General features: G+C 44.2%; 20 protein-coding genes. 3 read left to right on the top strand and 17 right to left on the bottom strand.

Features of this window, described 5'->3' with window-relative positions; genetic code table 11:
* Position 1: 1 nt before the first annotated feature.
* The 13 genes from lpxA to rpsB form a co-directional block, all read right to left on the bottom strand.
* On the bottom strand, positions 2-799 hold the full coding sequence (lpxA, locus tag ABWP14_RS01545) for an acyl-ACP--UDP-N-acetylglucosamine O-acyltransferase (RefSeq protein ID WP_353201204.1): 798 nt from the start codon (positions 797-799) through the stop codon (positions 2-4).
* Complete coding sequence (fabZ, locus tag ABWP14_RS01540; protein WP_353201203.1) at positions 799-1,248, bottom strand: 3-hydroxyacyl-ACP dehydratase FabZ; 450 nt, start codon at positions 1,246-1,248, stop codon at positions 799-801. The genes lpxA and fabZ overlap by 1 nt, the downstream gene beginning before the upstream one ends.
* A 39-nt stretch (positions 1,249-1,287) precedes the next feature.
* Complete coding sequence (lpxD, locus tag ABWP14_RS01535) at positions 1,288-2,355, bottom strand: UDP-3-O-(3-hydroxymyristoyl)glucosamine N-acyltransferase (protein WP_353201202.1); 1,068 nt, start codon at positions 2,353-2,355, stop codon at positions 1,288-1,290.
* A 5-nt stretch (positions 2,356-2,360) separates the two neighbouring features.
* Positions 2,361-2,888: an OmpH/Skp family outer membrane protein gene (locus ABWP14_RS01530; protein WP_353201201.1), complete on the bottom strand. Its 528-nt coding sequence runs from the start codon at positions 2,886-2,888 to the stop codon at positions 2,361-2,363.
* Between the two features lie 18 nt (positions 2,889-2,906).
* Positions 2,907-5,180, bottom strand: coding sequence for an outer membrane protein assembly factor BamA (gene bamA / locus ABWP14_RS01525; protein WP_353201445.1), 2,274 nt, complete (start codon positions 5,178-5,180; stop codon positions 2,907-2,909).
* 71 nt (positions 5,181-5,251) lie between these two features.
* Positions 5,252-6,382, bottom strand: a complete 1,131-nt coding sequence (locus ABWP14_RS01520) for a M50 family metallopeptidase (RefSeq protein ID WP_353201200.1) — start codon at positions 6,380-6,382, stop codon at positions 5,252-5,254.
* Positions 6,383-6,417: 35 nt separating this feature from the next.
* Positions 6,418-7,599 carry a 1-deoxy-D-xylulose-5-phosphate reductoisomerase gene (ispC, locus tag ABWP14_RS01515; protein ID WP_353201199.1) on the bottom strand — a complete coding sequence of 394 codons (1,182 nt, stop codon included), beginning with the start codon at positions 7,597-7,599 and terminating at the stop codon, positions 6,418-6,420.
* 2 nt (positions 7,600-7,601) lie between these two features.
* A complete protein-coding gene (locus tag ABWP14_RS01510; protein ID WP_353201198.1) occupies positions 7,602-8,429 on the bottom strand; it encodes a phosphatidate cytidylyltransferase in 828 nt (275 codons plus the stop codon).
* A gap of 19 nt (positions 8,430-8,448) precedes the next feature.
* Positions 8,449-9,222 (bottom strand): polyprenyl diphosphate synthase, encoded by a 774-nt coding sequence (gene uppS, locus ABWP14_RS01505; protein ID WP_353201197.1) that lies wholly within the window; start codon positions 9,220-9,222, stop codon positions 8,449-8,451.
* Positions 9,223-9,247: 25 nt separating this feature from the next.
* On the bottom strand, positions 9,248-9,808 hold the full coding sequence (gene frr / locus ABWP14_RS01500; RefSeq protein ID WP_353201196.1) for a ribosome recycling factor: 561 nt from the start codon (positions 9,806-9,808) through the stop codon (positions 9,248-9,250).
* Positions 9,809-9,819: 11 nt separating this feature from the next.
* Positions 9,820-10,530, bottom strand: a complete 711-nt coding sequence (pyrH, locus tag ABWP14_RS01495; protein WP_353201195.1) for a UMP kinase — start codon at positions 10,528-10,530, stop codon at positions 9,820-9,822.
* 184 nt (positions 10,531-10,714) lie between these two features.
* The gene (gene tsf / locus ABWP14_RS01490; RefSeq protein WP_353201194.1) at positions 10,715-11,596 is read right to left on the bottom strand and encodes a translation elongation factor Ts; all 882 of its coding nucleotides are present in this window, start codon (positions 11,594-11,596) and stop codon (positions 10,715-10,717) included.
* Positions 11,596-12,345 (bottom strand): 30S ribosomal protein S2, encoded by a 750-nt coding sequence (gene rpsB / locus ABWP14_RS01485; protein WP_353201193.1) that lies wholly within the window; start codon positions 12,343-12,345, stop codon positions 11,596-11,598. Before rpsB ends, tsf begins: the two co-directional genes overlap by 1 nt.
* Positions 12,346-12,612: 267 nt before the next feature.
* Between rpsB and map the strand changes: the two genes are divergently transcribed.
* Both map and ABWP14_RS01475 read left to right on the top strand, forming a co-directional pair.
* Positions 12,613-13,449, top strand: a complete 837-nt coding sequence (gene map / locus ABWP14_RS01480; RefSeq protein WP_353201192.1) for a type I methionyl aminopeptidase — start codon at positions 12,613-12,615, stop codon at positions 13,447-13,449.
* Positions 13,450-13,459: 10 nt separating this feature from the next.
* On the top strand, positions 13,460-16,051 hold the full coding sequence (locus ABWP14_RS01475; protein WP_502930125.1) for a [protein-PII] uridylyltransferase: 2,592 nt from the start codon (positions 13,460-13,462) through the stop codon (positions 16,049-16,051).
* A 65-nt stretch (positions 16,052-16,116) separates the two neighbouring features.
* On the opposite strand, the gene gcl is transcribed toward ABWP14_RS01475, so the two are convergent.
* Positions 16,117-17,907, bottom strand: a complete 1,791-nt coding sequence (gene gcl / locus ABWP14_RS01470) for a glyoxylate carboligase (protein ID WP_353201190.1) — start codon at positions 17,905-17,907, stop codon at positions 16,117-16,119.
* 133 nt (positions 17,908-18,040) lie between these two features.
* Between gcl and ABWP14_RS01465 the strand changes: the two genes are divergently transcribed.
* Positions 18,041-18,964 carry a LysR family transcriptional regulator gene (locus ABWP14_RS01465; protein WP_353201189.1) on the top strand — a complete coding sequence of 308 codons (924 nt, stop codon included), beginning with the start codon at positions 18,041-18,043 and terminating at the stop codon, positions 18,962-18,964.
* Between the two features lie 44 nt (positions 18,965-19,008).
* Here the strand turns inward: ABWP14_RS01465 and ABWP14_RS01460 are convergent, their stop codons facing one another.
* Genes ABWP14_RS01460 through ligA form a run of 3 tightly spaced genes read right to left on the bottom strand, consistent with a single transcriptional unit; the run spans position 19,009 to position 21,996 of the window.
* Positions 19,009-19,191, bottom strand: coding sequence for a 4-oxalocrotonate tautomerase (locus ABWP14_RS01460; protein ID WP_353201188.1), 183 nt, complete (start codon positions 19,189-19,191; stop codon positions 19,009-19,011).
* A gap of 12 nt (positions 19,192-19,203) precedes the next feature.
* Positions 19,204-19,968, bottom strand: coding sequence for a class II aldolase/adducin family protein (locus tag ABWP14_RS01455; RefSeq protein WP_353201187.1), 765 nt, complete (start codon positions 19,966-19,968; stop codon positions 19,204-19,206).
* A gap of 12 nt (positions 19,969-19,980) precedes the next feature.
* On the bottom strand, positions 19,981-21,996 hold the full coding sequence (gene ligA / locus ABWP14_RS01450; protein ID WP_353201186.1) for an NAD-dependent DNA ligase LigA: 2,016 nt from the start codon (positions 21,994-21,996) through the stop codon (positions 19,981-19,983).
* Positions 21,997-22,003 lie beyond the last annotated feature (7 nt).

Raw genomic sequence — 22,003 nt, 5'->3', positions numbered from 1 at the left:
CTTAACGAATAATGCCGCGCGTAGATGCGGCAATAAAGTCATAAAACTGGGCTAGTTTTTCTGTAGTTTGGGGATTGCCCGTACTTGCCACAACCATTTTATGTATTTCTACCTTAGCCTCTTCAAAACTATGGCCATCTTTATAGAGTACTTTATAAGCCTGACGCAAAGCAGAAATGGTTTCAATGGAAAAACCACGGCGTTTGAGGCCCTCGACGTTAATACCGTGAGGAGAGGCTTTATCACCAGCAGCAATCACAAAAGGTGGGATATCTTGTACCAAAGCAGAAGCACCGCCCAACATAGCATGCTGGCCGATGCGAACAAATTGATGAACACCAGACATGCCACCCATAATGGCCCAATCATTCACATGAACGTGGCCAGCAATTTGGGCGTTACTCGAAAATATTGTGTGATCGCCAATTTGACAATCGTGGGCAATATGAACATAGGCCATGATCCAATTGTCATTACCAATCCGTGTAATGCCCTCATCTTGAGCGGTCCCCGTGTGAATCGTCGTGAACTCACGAATCGTATTACGATCTCCAATGATTAATTGGGTTGGCTCACCGCGATATTTCATATCTTGTGGAGGACCACCAATAGCGGCAAAGTGTGCAAAGTAATTATCTTTTCCAATACTGGTGTAGCCCTCAATAACAGTATGAGACCAAATCTTGGTACCTGATCCGATCTTAACGTTGGGACCAATGACTGAATAGGGCCCAATCTCAACATCGCTAGCCAATTCTGCTTTACTGTCAACTACAGCAGTAACATGAATCCGAGTCATTAAGCGCCTTTCATACGCACTGCACAGGTAATATTTGCCTCAGCAGCCAATTCACCGTCTACAGTAGCTTTTACTTGGAACTTATAAATGCCAGCGCGCTCACGCTCTAACTTGGCGGTCATGATGAGTTGATCTCCTGGCAATACCGGCTTTTTAAAGCGCGCACCATCTATACCAGCGAAGTAGTACACGGCATTTTCCTGACGCTCTTCCGAGAAAGTCAGTAAGGCTGCAGTTTGTGCTAGCGCCTCTATGATCAACACCCCTGGCATCACTGGAAAATCTGGAAAGTGTCCTTGAAAAAAAGGTTCGTTCATCGTGACGTTTTTTAATGCGGTAATACTTTCACGAGGTGTAATTTCTAATACGCGATCCACCAGTAAAAAAGGATAGCGATGTGGCAACAACTTTAGAATCTCATGTATATCGATCGCAATCGCTTTGCTCATAAATTACCTACTTAATAAATTAATTGGGATGGCGGAGTCCTAAGACTCCTTGTTTTGGTTTTTGTCCAATAAACGCAAGCGTTGACGTATTTTATCCAGCCCACGTAGGATGACAGCATTTTTCTCCCAAGCACCATGGAGCATTGATGGATAGACCCCCGTGAAATGCTGACCAGGCTCAGTAATAGAGCGAATTATGGAAGTATTGCCCGAAACGGTCGTTCGATCAGCAATCGTCAGATGTCCAGCAAAGTTTGCTGCTCCACCAATAATGCAGTAATGGCCAATTTGGGTGCTCCCTGAAATCGCGGCACAGCCCGCAATGACGCAGCAGTTTCCAATCACAACATTGTGCGCAATTTGCACTTGATTATCAATTTTGCTACCTGCACCAATCACCGTATCACTCATTGCACCACGATCAATGGTTGTAGACGCGCCGATTTCAACATCATCGCCAATGATGACTCTTCCAGTCTGAGGTATTTTCACCCACTCACCGCCAGTCGCGGTAAAGTCGGGCGCAAAACCAAACCCATCAGCCCCTATTACGGCACCGCTATGAATAATGCAGCGCTTTCCAATCTGAGTAGCATAGTAAATCGATACGGCAGGGTAGATGACAGAATCATCAGCAATCACGCTCTCTCTAGCAATAGTGCTATTGCCCAATACCACCACACGCTCTCCCAACTTCACATCTGCGCCAATATTCACAAAGGGGCCAATATGACACGATGCTGGAATGATTGCGCTGGGATCAATTACAGCGCTAGGATGTAATAGAGGTTTATATAGCGATGTAGTGGCTTGAGCAAAGTACTGTGCCATTTTGGCAAAGGTTGCATAAGGATTTTTAGAGACAAAGTAAACACGCTTTGCAGAATTGTTGCTAGGGTTTGCTTGTAAAAAATCAAGGTCCAACTGACTCAAAATCAAAGCACCGGCAGTACTGTCACTTGCCTGCTGACGATATAGTGGATTAGAAAGAAAAGATATTTGATCTGACTGCGCACGCTCTAAAGGAGCGAGGCTATTAAATGAGAGGGAGGCCTCCCCCACCAAGCTTGCTTGAAACTGTTTGGCCAGCTCGATGGCGGTAGGCATAAAGCTTATTTGAGGCTATTCAAAGCCTTGATAATATCATCGGTAATATCAACTTTAGGAGTTGCATACACGGGGTCCTGAATTACCAAGTCAAATTTTCTCTGTTCAGCTATCTGCTTTAGAGCAATATTTGTTTTTTCAATAAGCTTGCTACGCTCCTCAAGATTTCTCATATTTAAATCCTCGGAGTACTCACGTTGCTTACGCTGTAGTTCGCGATCTTGATCGCCTAATTCACGTTGACGACGGATACGCTCAGGCTCAGCCATTACGGCAGCATCACGATCGAGTTTTTCAGCAGCTACCTTAATTTTTTGAGCAATATCACGCAAGTCATTTTGGCGTTTAGAAAATTCCTTTTCCAACTTAGCATTGCTTTGTTTCGCGAGATTAGATTCATTCAAAACCTTGTCAACGTTAATTACCCCAATGCGTAAACCAGAATCTTGAGCGTAAACGTTTGATGTAAAAAATACTGCTACCACCGCTACTAAGCTGGCTTGAATCCACTTTGAAGAACGACGAAGCTTCATAAAACTTTCCTTAAACAATTAAAACGCTGTACCTATCTGGAACTGCAAACGCTGGATATTATCCGTTGGCAAAGACTTAACCGGGATACCGTAACTAAATTTAAGTGGTCCCAGCGGTGATATCCATGATAAACCTAAGCCATAAGAATAGCGTAAAACTAGGTTGATATTCTCGCCATAAACGTTACCGCCATCCACGAACCCAAATACCCTAAGGGTTTTGTCGGCGCCAGAGCCTGGAACGGGTACCGTATATTCGATGTTGGAGACGATTTTAGACTGTCCGCCAGTGGGCTGATTACGGCCTGTATTGGTGTTATAGAAGGTAGGCCCTAAGGATCCAGGGGCATATCCACGAACTGAGCCAATACCACCTACATAGTAGTTTTTGGTGATTGGGAAGGGATTATTGCCGTAAGCCTGGCTGTAACCGACCTCCCCGTTAAAGGACAGAATGTTTCCTTTGGAAAAGGAATGGTATTTCTGATATTGACCGAATACACGGTAAAAGGTCATATTTCCTGCAGGGGTACCAACCTCACCTGATAACTGCTGTAAAGATCCTGAGGATGGAATCAAGGCACTATCTCGCCCATCACGAGACCAACCCACCGTTATCGGGACGTTATAGGTCGTTAATGTAGCAGGGTAACCCGGAGGCGCAATTCCGTAACTCTCTGCATACGTTAAATAAGGTTGCGGAGTACTAGAGGAGGTACTGATCCTATAGAACTCCAGTCCCGTTCCAAAAAATACCCGATCTACTTCACTATAAGGAACGCCAAACTTAATATTGGAGCCGACTGACTTAATTTGGTAATCAGGATCGCCCGTGTAATACAAGGGTTTAGATGAGCGGTAGTACAAATCGGTATAGCGGCTAATGCCTTCTTCAGTGAAGTAAGGGTCATACTGAGATAGCGCTAGATTCTGATTAATCTTACCCGTAGAAATATTTAGACCAATCGCAGTTCCAGTGCCAAATGCATTATCTTGATTAATACCTGCAGACAAAATAAGTTTTTCTGTTGTAGAAAAACCAGCACCAAGTGTTATTGAGCCAGTTGGTTTTTCAGAAACTTTGATGTTGACATCGACCTGATCAGGGGAGCCCGGAACATCCATAGTCGTGATATCAGTTTCAGTAAAGTAGCCCATACGTCCTAAGCGTTTTTTCGACAGATCGATCTTTTCACTGTCAAACCATGAACTCTCAAATTGACGCACCTCACGACGAATCACCATATCGCGAGTTTTAGAATTACCAGTGACATTTACTTGGCGAACATAAATACGACGACCGGGATCTACAACCAAGGTCAAATCTACTTCACTAAGTTCACGCCTGATATCAGGCTGAGGATTGATAGTTGCAAATGCGTAACCATAAGACCCAAGGACCTCGGCGATAGCCTTAGTGCTCTCAGTTAACTTGGCAGATGAAAAGATATCGCCTGGCTTAAGCTGAATTAAACGCATCAGCTCGTCTTCTTTACCCAGTAGGTCACCAGCAAGGCGGACATTTTTAACAGTAAATTGATTACCCTCGCGAATACTAATCGTTAAATAAATGCCTCTTTTATCTGGGGTGATCGATACCTGAGTGGACTCAATAACAAACTCAAGGTAACCGCGGTTTAAATAGAAAGAGCGAATATTTTCTAAATCAGCGGTTAATTTTTGTTTTGAATACAAGTTATCTTTGCTATACCAAGATAACCAACCGCCCGTCTTTAATTGCATCTCTCCTCTGAGAGTACTTTCACTAAAGACACTATTTCCAATGAAGTTGATTTCCTGGATCTTTGCGACAGGACCCTCATCGATATTGAAATAAATTGCAACCTGATTACGCTCGACTGGAGTAACCGTAGCTACAACTTCAGCGGCATACATGCCCTTACCAATGTACTGACGCTTTAATTCTTGTTCAGCCTTGTCGATCAGGGCTTTATCATAAAAACGGGCTTCTGCAACGCCAACAGCTTTGAGAGATTTTCGAACGATCTCTTGGTCGAACTCCCTCATACCAGTAAATTCAATCCGAGAGATCGTTGGCCGTTCTTCAACAATCACAATTAATACATTGCCTTGTGCTTGAATTTGAACGTCTCTAAAAAAGCCGGTGCTATACAAAGCCTTAATCGCTTCAGCACCTTTTTCATCGGTAAAGGTATCGCCTACTTGGACAGGTAAGTAACTAAAAACTGTCCCAGGCTCTACACGCTGCAGACCTTCAATGCGAAGATCCTTAATCACAAAAGAATCTGCTGCCTGGACATTCAAGCTCATACCAGCAGTAACAACTAACAATAGTTGAACCAAAAATCGGGTAAAAGCAGGAAGGGGAGAAATCAAAAAATTCAAGGTAAGAGATAGCGTTGCAAATCATTAAACAAGGCTAGGAGCGAGAGAGAAATTAGCAAAAGAAAGCCCACTTTTTGGAACCGCTCTTGCATGGAAATCGAGATTCGCTTACCAGCAACCAACTCCCATGCATCATACAGGAGCTGACCCCCATCTAACATGGGAAAAGGGAGCAAATTCAGAAGGCCAATGCTAATACTAATGAGCGCTAGAAAGGCAAAAAAAGGTTGCCAACCAACCTGGGCAGACTTCCCAGCCATATCTGCAATACTCAAAGGTCCTCCGAGCTGTTTGATGGAGGTATTACCAGTAAAAATTCCGGCCATTAGCCGTACGGAAACCTTGGTAATCAACCAGACGCGATGGCTAGCATATGCTAAGGCATCAATAGGACCTAATTGCAGCTCTTGCCAGGTCGCAGGAGGAGTAATGATTGGTCTAATTCCCAAAGCCTGCATCGGGTCAGATTCGGGCGTCACCTGAGGTAAATCTCGCGCAGGAAAAACCTTGGTAAAACTTCCTCCATTGGGGCTTTGCATCTCTAAGGCAAATCCTTGATGAGCTGTGATCGAATTTAATAAGTCCCAGCGTAAGGCATTCCAACTGGGAATAGGATCAAACTCCCCTTGCCGAATCAGCGCCTTATCATCAGATAAATCTTGCCAGGCAACCACCCTATCGCCCTTAGATAAGCCTAATTTAGCAGCGAGGGAATTTTCAGGTGGCGCATCCAAAATGGCCGGTAATTGAGGAACTCCTGAGACATAAATCACTGCAAATAAAATCACACTCAGCAAAAAATTTGCAAAAGGTCCCGCCGCAACAATAAAGGATCGTTGCCATAATTTTTTACTATCAAAAGCATTTACTTCTTCTTGTGGGGTGATGACTTGTTCACGATCACGACCATCCAATAACTTAACGTAACCGCCCAAAGGAATCGCTGCCAATACCCACTCAGTTTGATTACTCGCTCGATAGGTAAAAAGCGGCTTACCAAATCCGACAGCAAATCGCAATACTCGAACACCACAAGCCCGTGCGGCCAAAAAATGCCCAAACTCATGAAAGCTCACTAGCACGCCTAAAGTCACTAAAAAAGCAGCTAGGGTCATTAATGCTTGCAATGAAAACTCCTTAGTAAATTTATTGCTTACTCGAACTAAATTACCTTAATAAAATCGCTTGCCACTCTTCTAGCTTGCGCATCAATATCTAAAATAACTTCAATCGATTCAACTGGGCAGGCTTGGATGGCATTCAAGGTTTTTTCGACCACTTTAGGTATCTGCAAATATGGCATCCCCTCATCTAGAAATGCAGCAACTGCAATTTCATTAGCAGCATTTAAAACTGTTGGAGCAATCCCTCCCGCCTGAGCCGCTAAAAAAGCAAGTGCAAGGCAAGGAAAGTGGATCAAATCTGGCTCACTAAAACTCAAGGCAGCCAATTGTGCCAAGTTGAGAGGGGCTACACCAGCCTCTATCCTATTAGGCCAGGCTAAACCATATGCAATAGGCGTGCGCATATCAGGCTGACCCAATTGGGCAATCACAGAACCATCAACATAGCGCACCATCGAATGAACGACACTTTGCGGATGAATGAGAACCTTAATTTTTTCTAGGGGCAAACCGAACAACCAAAAGGCCTCGATTACCTCAAGCCCCTTGTTCATCATGGTTGCAGAATCTACTGAAATCTTTCTGCCCATCACCCAATTAGGATGAGCGCATGCTTGCGCTGGTGTAATGGTGGTTAATTGTTCAAGTGGAGTATCTCTAAATGGGCCTCCAGAAGCTGTGAGCCATAATTCTTCAACTCCTAAAGCCGCTTGTGATGCTTTAGTAAATTGAGGCGGCAGACATTGAAAGATGGCATTGTGTTCACTATCAATTGGGAGGAGCTCACCACCACCAGATTTCATGGCCTGCATAAATAAATGGCCAGACATCACTAAAGCTTCTTTATTAGCCAACAATACTCTTTTGCCGGCTTTTGCGGCAGCTAAAGTGGGAACCAAACCTGCGGCCCCAACTATGGCAGCCATCACCGTATCGCAACCAGAATCGGTCACTGCATTCACCAATGCATCTGGCCCATACAAAACTTGGGTACGGCTATTTGTTATAAGCAGTAAGGCCGTTAAGCGTGCAGCCCCTTGTGCATCACCAATGACTGCAAGGGCAGGTGAAAATTCAATACACTGCTGCGCCAATAATTCGACCTGCTTACTAGCAGTTAAAGCAAATACCTTAAAGAGTTCTGGATGGGCCCGAATCACATCTAAGGTACTAAGGCCAATAGATCCAGTTGATCCTAGAATTGAAATTTGTCTCATCACTCTTACACTAGTCCCGCGAGTAAGGCCGCAATTGGCATGGTCGGAATGAGAGCATCGACACGATCGAGCACGCCTCCATGCCCTGGTAATAAGTGACTACTATCCTTAACACCTGCCATGCGCTTTAATTGAGATTCAAATAAATCACCAAATACACTAAACGCTGTTAAGACAGTCGCCATCAAGAACATCGGCACCCATCCAAAGCGAATTGCCCAGGCACCAAATAGCGTCGACTCAAATGGTAAATAGAATACACAAAGTAAAGCGTAAGCATAGCAAAGTAATAAGCCGCCTAGAGCACCCTCAATGGATTTCCCGGGGCTAATTTGTGCTGCAAGTTTGTGCTTTCCAAAGGCCTTACCAACAAAGTAAGCACCAATATCAGCAACCCATACAAAAGCCATCGTGCTGAGTAAAAATACTAGCCCGAGATCACGCAAAAAGACCAAAGCAAACCAAGTTGCAGGCAATAAAATAAGTCCGAGTACTACATAAAAAGGTCTCAGCCGATCGAGAGAAACGAGCATACCCTTAGCCAAAATAAATGGGGCCAAGAAAAACCAAAAAATCACTGCCAATAACAATATAGCAAATTGCCAGGCAACATTTTGCATGGCCAATAAAAATAAAATAATCGCCAAACAAAATGCAGCATAGAGCCAGGCAGCCCGCCCAACCTGAGGATAGAGTAAACGACTCCACTCCCAGGCGGCAGCTAATAGAGCTAACAAGAAAAATACAGCAATATAGACGGAGGGTAGCCAGAATAGGATTGGCAGCAAGATTGCCAAAAGAATAGCGGCAGTGATAATTCGAGTTTTTAACATGAATTATCTACAGGAAAAATCAAACCGCTTCGCTCATGACTTTTGATGCAAGCTGAGCACTGGTTCGGCCAAAGCGGCGCTCTCTCTGGCTATACCATTCGAAGGCTTTATGCAATTGGGTTTCGTCAAAATCTGGCCACAAAACATCCGTGAAGTACAACTCGGTATAGGCTAACTGCCACAATAAGAAGTTACTAATTCGCTGCTCACCACCAGTGCGAATAAATAAATCAGGTTCTGGGGCATAAGCCATAGATAAATGAGGCTGCAATAATTCTTCAGTAAGCTGATCTGGCTGCAAGTTTGGATTTGCTGTCAAGCATTGACGCATAGCCTGCAATACATCCCAACGACCACCATAGTTAGCTGCAACCGTAAATGTCAGACTCTTACATCCAGCCGTTTTATGCTCAGAAAATTGCACCATCTCCTGAATTGAGGAATCGAAGCGACTGATATCACCAATCAGGCGTAATGAAATATCATTTTCTGCCAGTTTCGAAACTTCACCTTTAAGGGACTTCAGAAAGAGTTTCATTAAGAAGCTCACTTCCTCGGGTGGGCGACGCCAATTTTCAGAACTGAATGCAAAGACCGTTAAATACTCGACGCCAATACGACGGCACTCTTGAACAATTTTACGAACTGCGTCCAAACCTTCGGCATGGCCTGCCACTCGAGGCAATAATCGATTACTAGCCCAACGACCATTACCATCCATGATGATGGCAATATGGCGCGGTATCGCGCTTACTTGGGGGATAGTCAGGGTTGAACTAGGGTGTTTGATCATAAAGGATGGGGGGTACAGTCTGGCTTTAAACCGTCATGATCTCTTTTTCTTTTTCTGAGATGATCTTGTCAATCTCGACTACAGCTTTATCGGTCATCTTCTGAATATCATCGGTTGCGCGACGCTCTTCATCCTCAGAAATCTCTTTGTCTTTTGTTAAACGCTTGAGGTGCTCATTAGCATCGCGTCGCAAGTTACGAACTGCGATCTTTGACTCTTCACCTTCACTTTTAACTACTTTGTTTAATTCACGACGACGCTCTTCAGTCAATGCCGGCATTGGAACACGAATGACTGTGCCTTGTGACGCTGGATTTAATCCTAAGTCAGAGTCACGAATGGCTTTTTCAATCACCGCAACCATGGTCTTTTCAAAGGGCTGTACGTTAATCGTTCGAGCATCAGCTAATCCAAGGCTAGCTACTTGACTTAAAGGAGTTGGATTGCCGTAATAATCAACTTGAATATGCTCCAAAATTCCAGGATTGGCTCGTCCAGAACGAATTTTTGCCAAATTGGTTTTTAATGCGTCAAGAGACTTGTGCATCTTTTGATCGGTATTTGTTCTAATTTCTGCTGCAGACATCAAGCCTCCTATTAAACGTGAACTAAAGTACCTTCAGGTTCACCCTGCACTACGCGCATCAAAGCGCCAGGCTTGAGTATTGAAAATACTTTGATTGGTAATTTTCGATCGCGGCACAACGCAAATGCAGTTGCATCCATGACCTGTAAATTCTTAATGAGTGCCTCATCAAAGCTAATCGTCTTATACAAAGTCGCCTTAGGGTCCTTCACAGGATCGGCACTATAGATACCATCAACCTTGGTAGCCTTGAGCATGATTTCAACACCCATCTCAGCGCCCCGTAAGGCTGCAGCAGTATCGGTTGTAAAGAAAGGGTTACCTGTACCTGCTGCAAAAATAACTACCTTGCCTTCACTCATCGCACGAATAGCGCGTGGGCGAATATACGGCTCTACCACTTGGTCCATTCTGAGAGCAGACTGAACCCGAGCCTCAACACCTTTTTGACGCAATGCATCCTGTAGCGCTAAAGAATTCATCATAGTAGCCAGCATACCCATATAGTCGGCAGTTGCTCGATCCATACCTGCTGCGCCGCCTGCCACACCTCGGAAAATATTTCCTCCGCCAATCACAATGGCCAACTCCACCCCACTATTCACAACCTCTGCAATTTCTGCAACCATGGCATCGATTGTGACTGGATTGATACCAAAAGCATCATCGCCCATAAGGGCTTCACCAGATAGTTTTAGGAGGACTCGTTTGTAGGCTGGCATATCTTATTTTTCCGTAATTTGCCCAGCAATTTACTTGCTTAGCTTATTGATCTTCAAGCGATTTTTAATTTCTCTGCCAAATTATAAAGGGCTTGGGTTAGATCAAAGAAAAGGGCACAGAAACCAAGGTTTCTATGCCCTATGAGGCACTACCAAGCTAGCGGGCTGGGCCCAGAATAGCTATTTAAGCAGTTGCTTTGGCAGCGGCCACCTGCGCAGCTACTTCAGCCGCAAAGTCGTCTTGACGCTTCTCAATCCCTTCGCCAACCACAAACAAAGTGAAACTCTGAATGTTGGTATTGGCAGCCTTGAGCATTTGCTCAACGGATTGCTTATCATTTTTAACAAATGATTGGTTGAGCAGAGAAACTTCTTTGAGGTATTTTTGGACAGAACCCTCGACCATTTTTTCAACGATCTCAGGTGGCTTGCCAGACTCAGCAGCTTTTTGAACTGCAACATTACGCTCAATAGCAATTAACTCAGCAGGAACATCCGCCATAGACAAAGCCACTGGTTTCATCGCAGCAATATGCATTGCCACATCTTTAGCAGACGTTTCGTCGCCTTCAAACTCAAGCATCACACCAATACGTGTGCCGTGCAGATAAGAAGCCAACTTACCACCACTAACAAAACGCTTAAAACGACGTGGCATGATATTTTCACCAATCTTACCGATCAATGCGCTACGAACCTCATCTACAGTTTGGCCATTCATTGGCAGTGCAAGCAAAGCGGCTACATCGACTGGATTCTTCTGCGCAACTAACTTCACGCAATCATTAGTGAAAGCTAAAAAGTCATCGTTCTTTGAAACGAAGTCAGTTTCACAATTCACTTCAAGTAAAGCTCCGTTAGTGCCATCGATAAATGATGTAACGATACCTTCAGCGGTAACACGAGAAGCAGCTTTACCAGCCTTACTACCCAGCTTGACACGCAAAATTTCTTCTGCTTTAGCCATATCACCAGCAGCCTCAGTTAGAGCTTTTTTGCACTCCATCATCGGAGCATCAGTTTTGGCGCGTAACTCACCAACCATTGCAGCGGTAATAGCAGCCATTATTCAGCTTTCCCTTCTTCAACAAACTCTTCTTCACCTTCTTTAACGGCAGTCAATACTTCCTGTACTGCATTTGCTTTGCCTTCAAGGATCGCATCAGCAATCCCACGAGCATAGAGAGTTACTGCCTTGCTAGAGTCATCGTTACCAGGAATGATGTAATCAATGCCTTCTGGTGAGTGGTTGGTATCCACAACTGCAATCACTGGAATACCCAATTTGATCGCTTCGGTAATAGCAATTTTATGATAACCAACGTCTACAACAAAAATAGCATCAGGAACGCCGTTCAAATCTTTGATACCGCCAAGCGCTTTTTGCAATTTGTCGAGATCACGATCATTCGTCAAAGCTTCCTTCTTGGAAAGCTTTTCCCAGTCACCAGCTTCTTTAGCAATTTCCATATCCTTCAAACGCTTGAGGGAACCTTTAACAGTTTTAAAGTTAGTCAGCGTGCCGCCCAACCAACGGCTGTCAATGTAAGGCATACCAGCACGAGTCGCTTCTTCAGCAATGATCTCGCGTGATTGACGCTTAGTACCAACAAATAAAATCGTGCCACGATTAGCAGCAACTTGTTTTGCAACTTTCAGGGCGTCCTGAAACATTGGCAATGTTTTTTCTAAGTTGATGATGTGGATCTTATTGCGATGACCGAAAATAAATGGGGCCATCTTTGGGGACCAGAAGCGGGTTTGGTGACCAAAATGGCAACCGGCTTCCAGCATTTGACGCATCGTTATTGACATAACTTCTCCTAAGGGTTCGTTCTAAAGTTGGGTCCTAGCTGCGCTAAAAAGCGCCACCCTGGAAGGCCCAACTCGGGATTTCAAGTCCAAAATAGACCTGAGTTTAAAATTATAGCTTATATATCAATGGTCTAGCTAGTGTCGTCCCTCTTGCAAATGAAGAGCAAAGCTCGCAACAATGCTTTAGAGGCCATCACAGTGACATACTGCCCAAATTTTAGGCAGTTATGGGCTATTAAATATTAGCAAGTCGTTGATAATCAAGGTATGAATAGTGTAATTACTGCAGAAAAAGACATCTTTGGGATGCGTGAGGCGGGTCGCCTAGCGAGCGAAGTTTTGGATCATATAGGCCCTTTTATAAAAGCGGGAGTCAGTACAGCAGAATTAGATCGCATTTGTCACGAGTACATGCGCGATGTTCAAAAAACGATTCCAGCTCCACTGAATTATCAGCCACCAGGTTATCCCCCATTTCCTGCTTCCATTTGTACCTCAGTAAATGATGTCATTTGTCATGGAATCCCTGGGGAAAAGATTCTGAAAAACGGAGATGTCGTTAATTTAGATATCACTGTGATAACGCCTGACGGATATTACGGCGATACCAGTCGGATGTTTATGGTTGGTGAAGTTTCCGTACTTGCCAAACGTCTTACACAAGTGACTTTTGAATGCATGTGGCTTGGTATTGCACAAGTAAAACCTGGAGCATCTTTAGGTGATGTTGGGCACGTGATTCAAACTCATGCAGAAAAAGCAGGCTATTCAGTTGTGCGCGAATACTGCGGTCACGGCATTGGAAAAGTATTTCATCAAGATCCCCAAATTTTGCATTATGGCCGCCCCGGCACCGGTGAAAAATTAGTTGCTGGTATGACATTTACGATTGAGCCAATGATTAACGCAGGCCGTCGCGAAATCAGGACGATGCCCGATCAATGGACAGTGAAAACTAAAGATCGAAGTTTGTCAGCCCAGTGGGAACACACTTTACTGGTGACCTCGACCGGCGTTGAGGTCCTAACATGGTCCAAAGGAAGTAACCCTGCACCCGATTGCGTCAAGGACCTCTCGTTTAGACCCACATTAGCTAACGCCTAAACCAATGAGCATGTCTCAGGCCACTGGCGATATCAAAGATGCAGCTAGCCTTCGGGCTGGACGGGAAATTGCCTATAGTGAGTTTAAAAAAACTCAAGCAGTAGGTAAGTTAACTAAGCAATTAAGTAGACTGAGTGATGAGCACTTAAGTCATCTATGGAGTAGTTGTAGCCTAAACAATGAGGCTGCACTTGTTGCGGTAGGCGGCTTTGGTAGGGGGGCTTTATTTCCATACTCTGATATTGATATTTTGATATTGCTGCCGGCAGATACCCAGCAAATAGAAGCCCTATCTAAAGGAGTTGAGCAATTTGTTGCTCAGTGCTGGGATTCTGGTCTCGAAATTGGCTCTTCTGTCAGAACAGTTTCAGAATGTATCTCAGAGGCAGAACAAGACATCACCGTGAGAACCTCTCTCCTTGAATCCCGCTTAATCTGCGGCAATAGGCAGCTCTTTAAAGAATTTGCAAAGATTTTTGAATCTTCCTTGGACCCTAAGACTTTTTTTCAAGCAAAACAAGCCGAACAAATCCAGCGCCATTACAAGTATCAAGATACCCCCTACGCTCTTGAGCCTAATTGCAAAGAAAGTCCAGGGGGTCTGCGCGATTTGCAAATTATTTCTTGGGTAAGTAAGGCTGCTCTACTGGGTAATACCTTTAAAGATTTAAATCAAGCTGGCCTAGTAACTTATCGTGAATTAACTGAACTCAATCGTAATCAGCGTTTTTTAGAAACCTTGCGCGCCAATTTGCATTTATTAGCAGGCCGCAGGCAAGATGTGCTGGCATTTGACTTGCAAGCAGCACTAGCAGCCTCAATGGGCATCGAAATAGATAACCCCCGCCTAGCTAGCGAAGCGATTATGCGTCGCTACTATTGGGCAGCTAAAGCAGTGACTCAGTTAAATGATGTCCTACTTCAAAATATTGAAGCTTTACTATTTCCCCAAGAATCGAAAACGACTCACCCCATTCCCGGTGAAGGTAATGAATTCTTTTTTGAAAGACAGGGTGTGCTGGACATCACTGATCCACAGCTCTATCAAAAACTTCCCGAGCAAATACTGCGAACATTTTTAGTTTTTGCAAAAACATCTAATGTAAAGAGTCTTTCTGCCACTATTTTTAGAGCCCTTTATAACGCCCGCCAAAAAATGGATAGCAAGTGGCGCGCTAATCCCTTGAATCGCGCTCTCTTTATCGAGATTCTTCAGCAACCCGATGGTGTCAGCCGTGCATTTCAGCTAATGAATCGCAGTAGTGTTCTAGGGCGCTATTTACCTGTCTTCAGAAAAATCGTTGGACAGATGCAGCATGACTTATTTCATGTGTATACAGTCGATCAACATATCTTGATGGTGTTACGCAATGTGCGTCGCTTCATGGTAGTTGAGCATACTCATGAATTTCCGTACTGTAGTAGCTTGATTGCCCATTTTGAGAAACCATGGCTACTAGTAATTGCAGCTCTCTTCCATGACATTGCCAAAGGGCGTGGTGGTGATCACTCCCAATTGGGTAAAGCAGATATGCGAAAGTTTGCTAAAGAGCATGGTTTAGATAAAAAAGATACTGAACTATTAGTATGGCTGGTTGCAGAGCATCTCAATATGAGCCAGACTGCCCAGAAACAAGATATTAGTGACCCAGATGTAGTGAGAGCCTTTGCCAAAAAAGTAGGTGATGAACGCCACCTGACTGCGCTCTACTTATTAACTGTGGCAGACGTACGAGGCACAAGCCCTAAGGTATGGAACGCCTGGAAGGGCAAACTCCTAGAGGACCTCTATCGTGCCACACTCAGAGTCTTGGGTGGAGCTAAACCCGATGCTTCTTCAGAGTTGGCGCAGCACCAAGAAGAGTCTCGGACTAAATTGCGTTTATATGGCATTCAGGATGATGCTTATGAGGATCTCTGGAAGCAACTTGATGTAGCCTTCTTCTTAAGACAGGATTCAGAGGATATTGCCTGGCTGACCCGACACCTTTTCAACAAAGTGAATAGCGTACAGCCCATCGTCAGCGCCCGCCTCTCACCAATTGGTGAGGGACTTCAAGTTGCGGTGTATGTGAAAGACCAAGAAGATCTCTTTGCCAGAATCTGCGCCTACTTTGAAAGACATGGATTCTCAATTTGGGATGCTCGCATTCATACTACTCGTCATGGCTATGCTTTAGATACCTTTCAAATCTCAGGCAGTAACTTAGTGGATGAAGGCGGAAGTTATCGTGACATCATTCAATTGGTCGAGTTTGAATTATCGGCAGCGTTGACAAATGCTGGGCCACTTCCCAACCCTAGTATGGGGCGACTCTCCAGACAGTCCCGGACTTTTCCTATTCAACCACGAGTCCATATGGTCCCCGATGATCGTGGCAGATATTACACACTGGCATTGTCTGCTAGCGACCGGACAGGTCTGCTCTATACGATCTCTAGAGTATTAGCCAAACATCAGGTATCGATTCATACCGCCAGAATTAACACGCTAGGCGAACGAGTAGAAGATGTACTGTTACTAGACGCAATGAACTTAAGCAAAAATCCCAAGTTACAAATTCAACTTGAGACAGAGTTATTAGAGGTGCTGGGGGCGTAATTACCCACCAAAAGAAAGAGCCCAGGTTTTAATCTGGGCTCTTGTATTACAGACTACATGAATGCTTAGTCTAAGAGGCCTGCCATTTGTAATCCCTCACGACCGGCTGGGTGACGACAATCAATTTCTTCAAACTCATTGATATTGTCAATCTCCGTGCCCATAGCAATATTAGTGACCTTCTCTAAGATTACCTCTACCACTACTGGCACCATAAAATGTTTAGCCATTTTTTGTGCTTCAACTAAGGTAGCATTAATCTTGGCAGGATCTGTCACGCGCAGTAATTTACAACCCAAACCTTCAACTACTTTGCCATGATCAACGCCATAGCCCTTGAGGGTTGTATCGTCCACGTTAATATTGTCAAAGGCTAACTGTACGCAGTAGTCCATCTCAAAACCGCGTTGTGCCTGACGAATTAAGCCAAGATAGCTGTTGTTCACCAAAACCATCACTAGTGGCAATTTAAATTGCGCACCCACAGCTAACTCTTCAATTAAGAATTGGAAATCATAATCGCCCGCTAAACCCACAACGGTACGAGTAGGATCAGCAGCTAGTACACCCAAAGCAGCAGGTATGGTCCAACCTAAAGGTCCAGCTTGCCCACAGTTAATCCATTGACGATCACCATAAACATGCAAGAACTGCGCGCCAGCAATTTGTGATAAACCAATAGTTGAGACATAGACAGTATCGCGACCAAATGCAGTATTCATTTCCTGATACACACGTTGTGGCTTCACTGGAACATTGTCATAATCTGTCTTACGCAACATGAGTTTCTTACGCTCTTGGCAACGACTTACCCAATCAGCGTAATTATTCAACTTGCCTTTTGCCTTCCACTCTTTTGCAACTTGAACAAATAACTCAAGAGCTGCTTTGGCATCAGAAACAATTCCATAATCAGGAGTAAAGACTCGACCAATTTGGGTAGGCTCAACGTCAACGTGAATGAACTTACGGCCTTTGGTATAAACCTCAACTGAGCCAGTATGACGATTAGCCCAACGATTACCAATCCCTAATACAAAATCGCTTGCTAACATAGTCGCATTGCCATAGCGATGTGCGGTTTGTAATCCGACCATACCTGCCATTAAAGGATGATCATCTGGAATAGATCCCCAGCCCATTAAGGTTGGAATGACTGGAATGCCCATCAGCTCGGCAAACTCTACCAATAGCTTGGAAGCATCTGCATTAATCACTCCGCCGCCAGCCACAATCAATGGCTTTTCAGCGGTCATTAGCATTTCTATCGCTTTTTCGATTTGCTTACGGCTTGCTGTAGGTTTGTAAACCGCTAATGGCTCGTAAGTATCGATATCAAATTCAATTTCAGCCATCTGGACATCAATTGGTAAATCGATCAACACTGGTCCTGGACGACCAGAGCGCATGATATGAAACGCCTGCTGAAATACACGTGGCACTAAACCTGGTTCACGAACCGTAACAGCCCACTTGGTGACAGGCTTAGCAATGCTCTCAATATCAACAGCTTGGAAATCCTCTTTGTACAAACGTGCGCGTGGCGCTTGACCAGTAATACAAAGAATTGGAATGGAATCGGCGATAGCAGAATAGAGGCCAGTAATCATATCGGTTCCCGCAGGGCCGGAAGTGCCAATGCAGACGCCAATATTGCCTGCCTTTGCACGTGTGTAGCCTTCGGCCATATGCGATGCACCCTCTACGTGTCGCGCCAAAATATGGGTAATCGACTGACGTTCACGAAGTTGTGCATAGAGCGGATTAATTGCAGCACCAGGAACACCGAAAGCAGTCGTAATGCCCTCTTTTTCCATCACTAAAACTGCTGCCATTGCTGCCTTCATTTTTGCCATGATTCGTCTCCCAATGTTGTTGTAAGGCTATGATCTTGAAATTTGGGCTTTTTGAGAAGATCAGTAAATCTATATCTAGTATTCCACCATGGAATAGTGTAAAAATAGTGCATCAAAATCATTAAAAATCACAATGGATCGCGTTCAAGGCATCTTTCTATTTGTACGAATTGTTGAGACAGGCTCATTTAGTAAGGCTGCTGAGGACCTAGGCATTACCCAGCCAACTGCCACTAAGTTTGTAGCTAGCCTGGAAAAACGTTTGGGCACTTTATTGCTGCATCGCAGCACACGTGGCGTCACCGCTACGGAAATCGGCAAGCTCTATTATGAAAAATGTAAGCTCATTTCTCAGGAAATTAATGAGGCTGATGATCTAGCCTCATTAATGCAGTCTAAGGTTCGTGGCAAATTAACTATTAGCTCCTCTGTTGCTTTTGGGCGCCGCGTACTAACGCCCTCCATCTTAGGGTTTATGTCACATCATCCAGAGTTAGAAGTTGATTTGAGTATGGATGATCGCTACATCAACTTAGTTGAGCAAGGAGTTGATTTAGCCATTCGGATGAGAAATCTGCCAGACTCTTCGCTGGGCTCCCGGTTTATTGGTATGAATCCCTGGATATTGGTTGCCAACCCCCATTATCTGAAGGAACATCCAGCACCTAAGATACCCGCAGATATCAAAAAGCATCGAGCCCTCATTTATACAACAGCACAAAGTGATCATCGATGGAGCTTTACGAGTCCTCAAAATCATACTGAAATCGTTGAGGTCAAGGGGCCATTTATTTCCAATAACCTCTCTTCCATTCTCGCAGCAGCCAGAGCGGGAATGGGTTTGGCAGCACTACCCTGCTATGTAGCCCACCAATCTATTCAAGATCAAGCTTTGCAAGCAGTAATGGAAGATTGGTTGCTGCCTAGCCAAGAAATTCATGCTGTGTTTTCATCACCTAAACACGTACCTACCAAAGTGATTCAATGTATTGATTGGTTACAAGGTCAATTCAAAGGAGAGTGGTGGAAAGGCCTTCCCTCGGAGCAAATTGAATAAAAAATCCCCAATCGATGGGGATCTTGGTAGTATAAAAGTTGTCACTAATCACTCCATAGCTTACCTGCAGTAGCCCAATCTGATTTTTTGATATCGTGATAAATCACATCTACAGACTCAGCAGAGCAGCCCATAATTTTGACAGCAGCCTCAGTAATTGCTTTCGCATACTCACGCTTTACATCCTCTGTACGACCTTCAAATAATTGAACTTGAATGACTGGCACCTTTACCTCCGACTAATAGTTAATTAATAAACGTTGATATGAAGGCCATTCTAACTGGCCCTCTTGATCACCATCACTACACAATTGCTTATATGTTAACTGGCATAGTTCATCATCAGGAATGATAAGGTCCTCAGTTGACCCAGCTAGTAGCTGAATTTTGCAGGCTTTATCTAGAACATCCATTAAATAAAATGCTTGTTGAATACTAGCCCCACAAACAATGCTGCCATGATTATGCAAAAGTATGGCCTTCTTATTTCCTAAGTTTGCAATCAAGGAGGTCTGCTCTTGCGATGAGAGTGCTAAGCCCTGGTATGCGTGGTAGCCCATATCTTGATAGAAACGCAAAGCATGTTGGGATATTGGTAGTAATCCTTTTTTCTGGGCTGATACAGCAATTACAGAATCCACATGTAAATGAAATACGCAATGTGCATCTGACCTTGCTGCATGTACCGCACCATGAATGGCAAAACCCGTCTGATTGACTGGATCATCACCAGACAATATCCGACCCTCAATATTGACCTTCACTAAATTTTGTGGGGTGATCTCATTAAAGCAAAGCCCAAACTGATTGAGTAAATAAGCGCCATCCTCACCAGGAATAGATGCTGATATGTGGGTATAGATTCCGTCATCCCAATTTTTTAGATACGCTAACTGATAGGCCGTAGCTAGATCAATACGAAGCTGTTTTTCTTGCTCAGAAATGGGTCCCAGAGCAGCCCAAGCTACTGCGTTCATTGAGAATTGATCAAGTAATGTATTCATCTAAAAACTACCTTACTTTAATAAATTCAGCATGGCCGCTTCATCAATCACTGAAACGCCCAACTCCTCGGCTTTAGTGAGCTTGCTGCCTGCATCTGCACCTGCGACAACATAATCTGTCTTCTTAGAAACAGAGCCAGCTACTTTAGCGCCTGCTTTTTCTAAAAGATCCTTAGCCTCATCGCGTGTCATCGTTGGAAAAGTCCCCGTGAGGACAAATGTCTTGCCTGCAACAGCAGCGCTGATTATTTTTTCCTCAACAGCCAATTGCATACCAGATGCTAAGAGTTGCTCAATCACCTCGCGGTTATGGGCCTCTTGCATAAAACTGGTAATCGAGTCCGCAACCACTGGACCAACATCTTTAACAGTCAATAAATCTTCAAGACTTGCATCCATCAATGCATGTGCTGATTGATAATGATTTGCTAAATCCTTTGCAGTGGTTTCACCAACATGACGAATACCCAATGCAAAGATAAATCTGGCTAAGGTAGTATTTCTGGACTGGTTAATTGCCTGTATGAGGTTATCGGCTGACTTATCCCCCATGCGATCTAAATTGGCTAATGCAGTAAAACCCAAGCGATATAAATCTGCAGGGGTTCTGACCAAGTTTTGATCAACTAGTTGATCAACAATCTTCCCACCCAGCCCCTCAATATCTAAAGCCCTTCGATGCGCAAAATGAATCAAAGCTTGTTTACGTTGAGCACCACAAAATAATCCACCACTACATCTTGCTACAGATTCATCTGCCAAACGTTCAATATGTGAATCGCATACCGGACAATTTCTTGGCATGACAAATTCAGTTGTGTTGTTAGGCCTACGATCTTTAATGACTGAAACTACTTCTGGAATCACATCGCCTGCTCTGCGAACAGAAATGGTATCGCCAATACGTACATCTTTACGTCTAACTTCATCTTCATTGTGTAAGGTGGCATTAGTTACTGTTACCCCGCCGACTTCAACTGGTGCCAGTCTGGCTACTGGTGTAATCGCGCCTGTGCGCCCCACCTGGACATCGATACCCAAGACAGTAGTGAGTGCCTCTTGGGCGGGATATTTATGGGCCAAGGCAAAACGAGGTGCCCTCGATACAAAACCTAATTTTGTCTGCTCAACAAAAGAATTTACTTTATAAACAACTCCATCAATGTCATAAGGCAATGAATCTCTTTTGGCACCAATCTCCTTATAAAAGACCAGAATTTCGGCAACAGAGTGTAGAACTCTGCGCTCTGTACAAACTGGCAATCCCAGTTCCGCATAGGCATTGAGTAATTCTTCATGGGTTTTAGGTAACCATGATTGGGGTTCTAAAGCCCCTAGGCCATAAGCAAAAAAAGATAGTGGCCGTTTAGCTGTGATTTTTGAGTCTAGCTGTCGTAAGCTCCCGGCTGCAGCATTACGTGGGTTAGCAAATTCTTTTTCACCAAGAGCTGCTGCCTGTTGGTTCATTCTCTGAAAATCATTAAGGTACATAAAGACTTCACCACGAACCTCTAATACCTGAGGAATATTATTTCCAATTAGCTTTAGTGGAATAGCGCGAATGGTTTTGATATTTGCTGTTACATCCTCACCGCTAGCCCCATCACCACGAGTAGCAGCACGCACTAAAGAGCCGTTCTCATACCGAAGAGAGATAGCCAAGCCATCGAATTTCAATTCACCCGCATAAGTTACTTTTTCAATATGCAATGCTTCTCGGCATCGACGGTCAAAGGCGATAAGTTCAGCCTCTTCAAATGCGTTATTGAGCGACAGCATTGGAACTTCATGTACTACTGAATCAAACTCTTTTAAAGCAGCTCCGCCCACCCTTTGAGATAAAGACTCTGGAGTTACCCACTCAGGATGACTAACTTCAATCTCTAAAAGCTCACGATAGAGGCGATCGTATTCAATATCTGGCAACAATGGGTTATCTAACACGTAGTAGGCATGCTCAAGACGAGCAAGTTCTGCCTGTAAATAGGCATAACGATCCGCTAAGTTGACCGGACTCTGAGACGACAAGGTAATT

This window comes from Polynucleobacter sp. (assembly GCF_040400325.1).
In the GTDB taxonomy this organism is placed as follows: domain Bacteria; phylum Pseudomonadota; class Gammaproteobacteria; order Burkholderiales; family Burkholderiaceae; genus Polynucleobacter.
The sequence above is the reverse complement of the archived record's forward strand: the minus strand, read 5'-3'. Positions and strand labels throughout refer to the sequence as shown.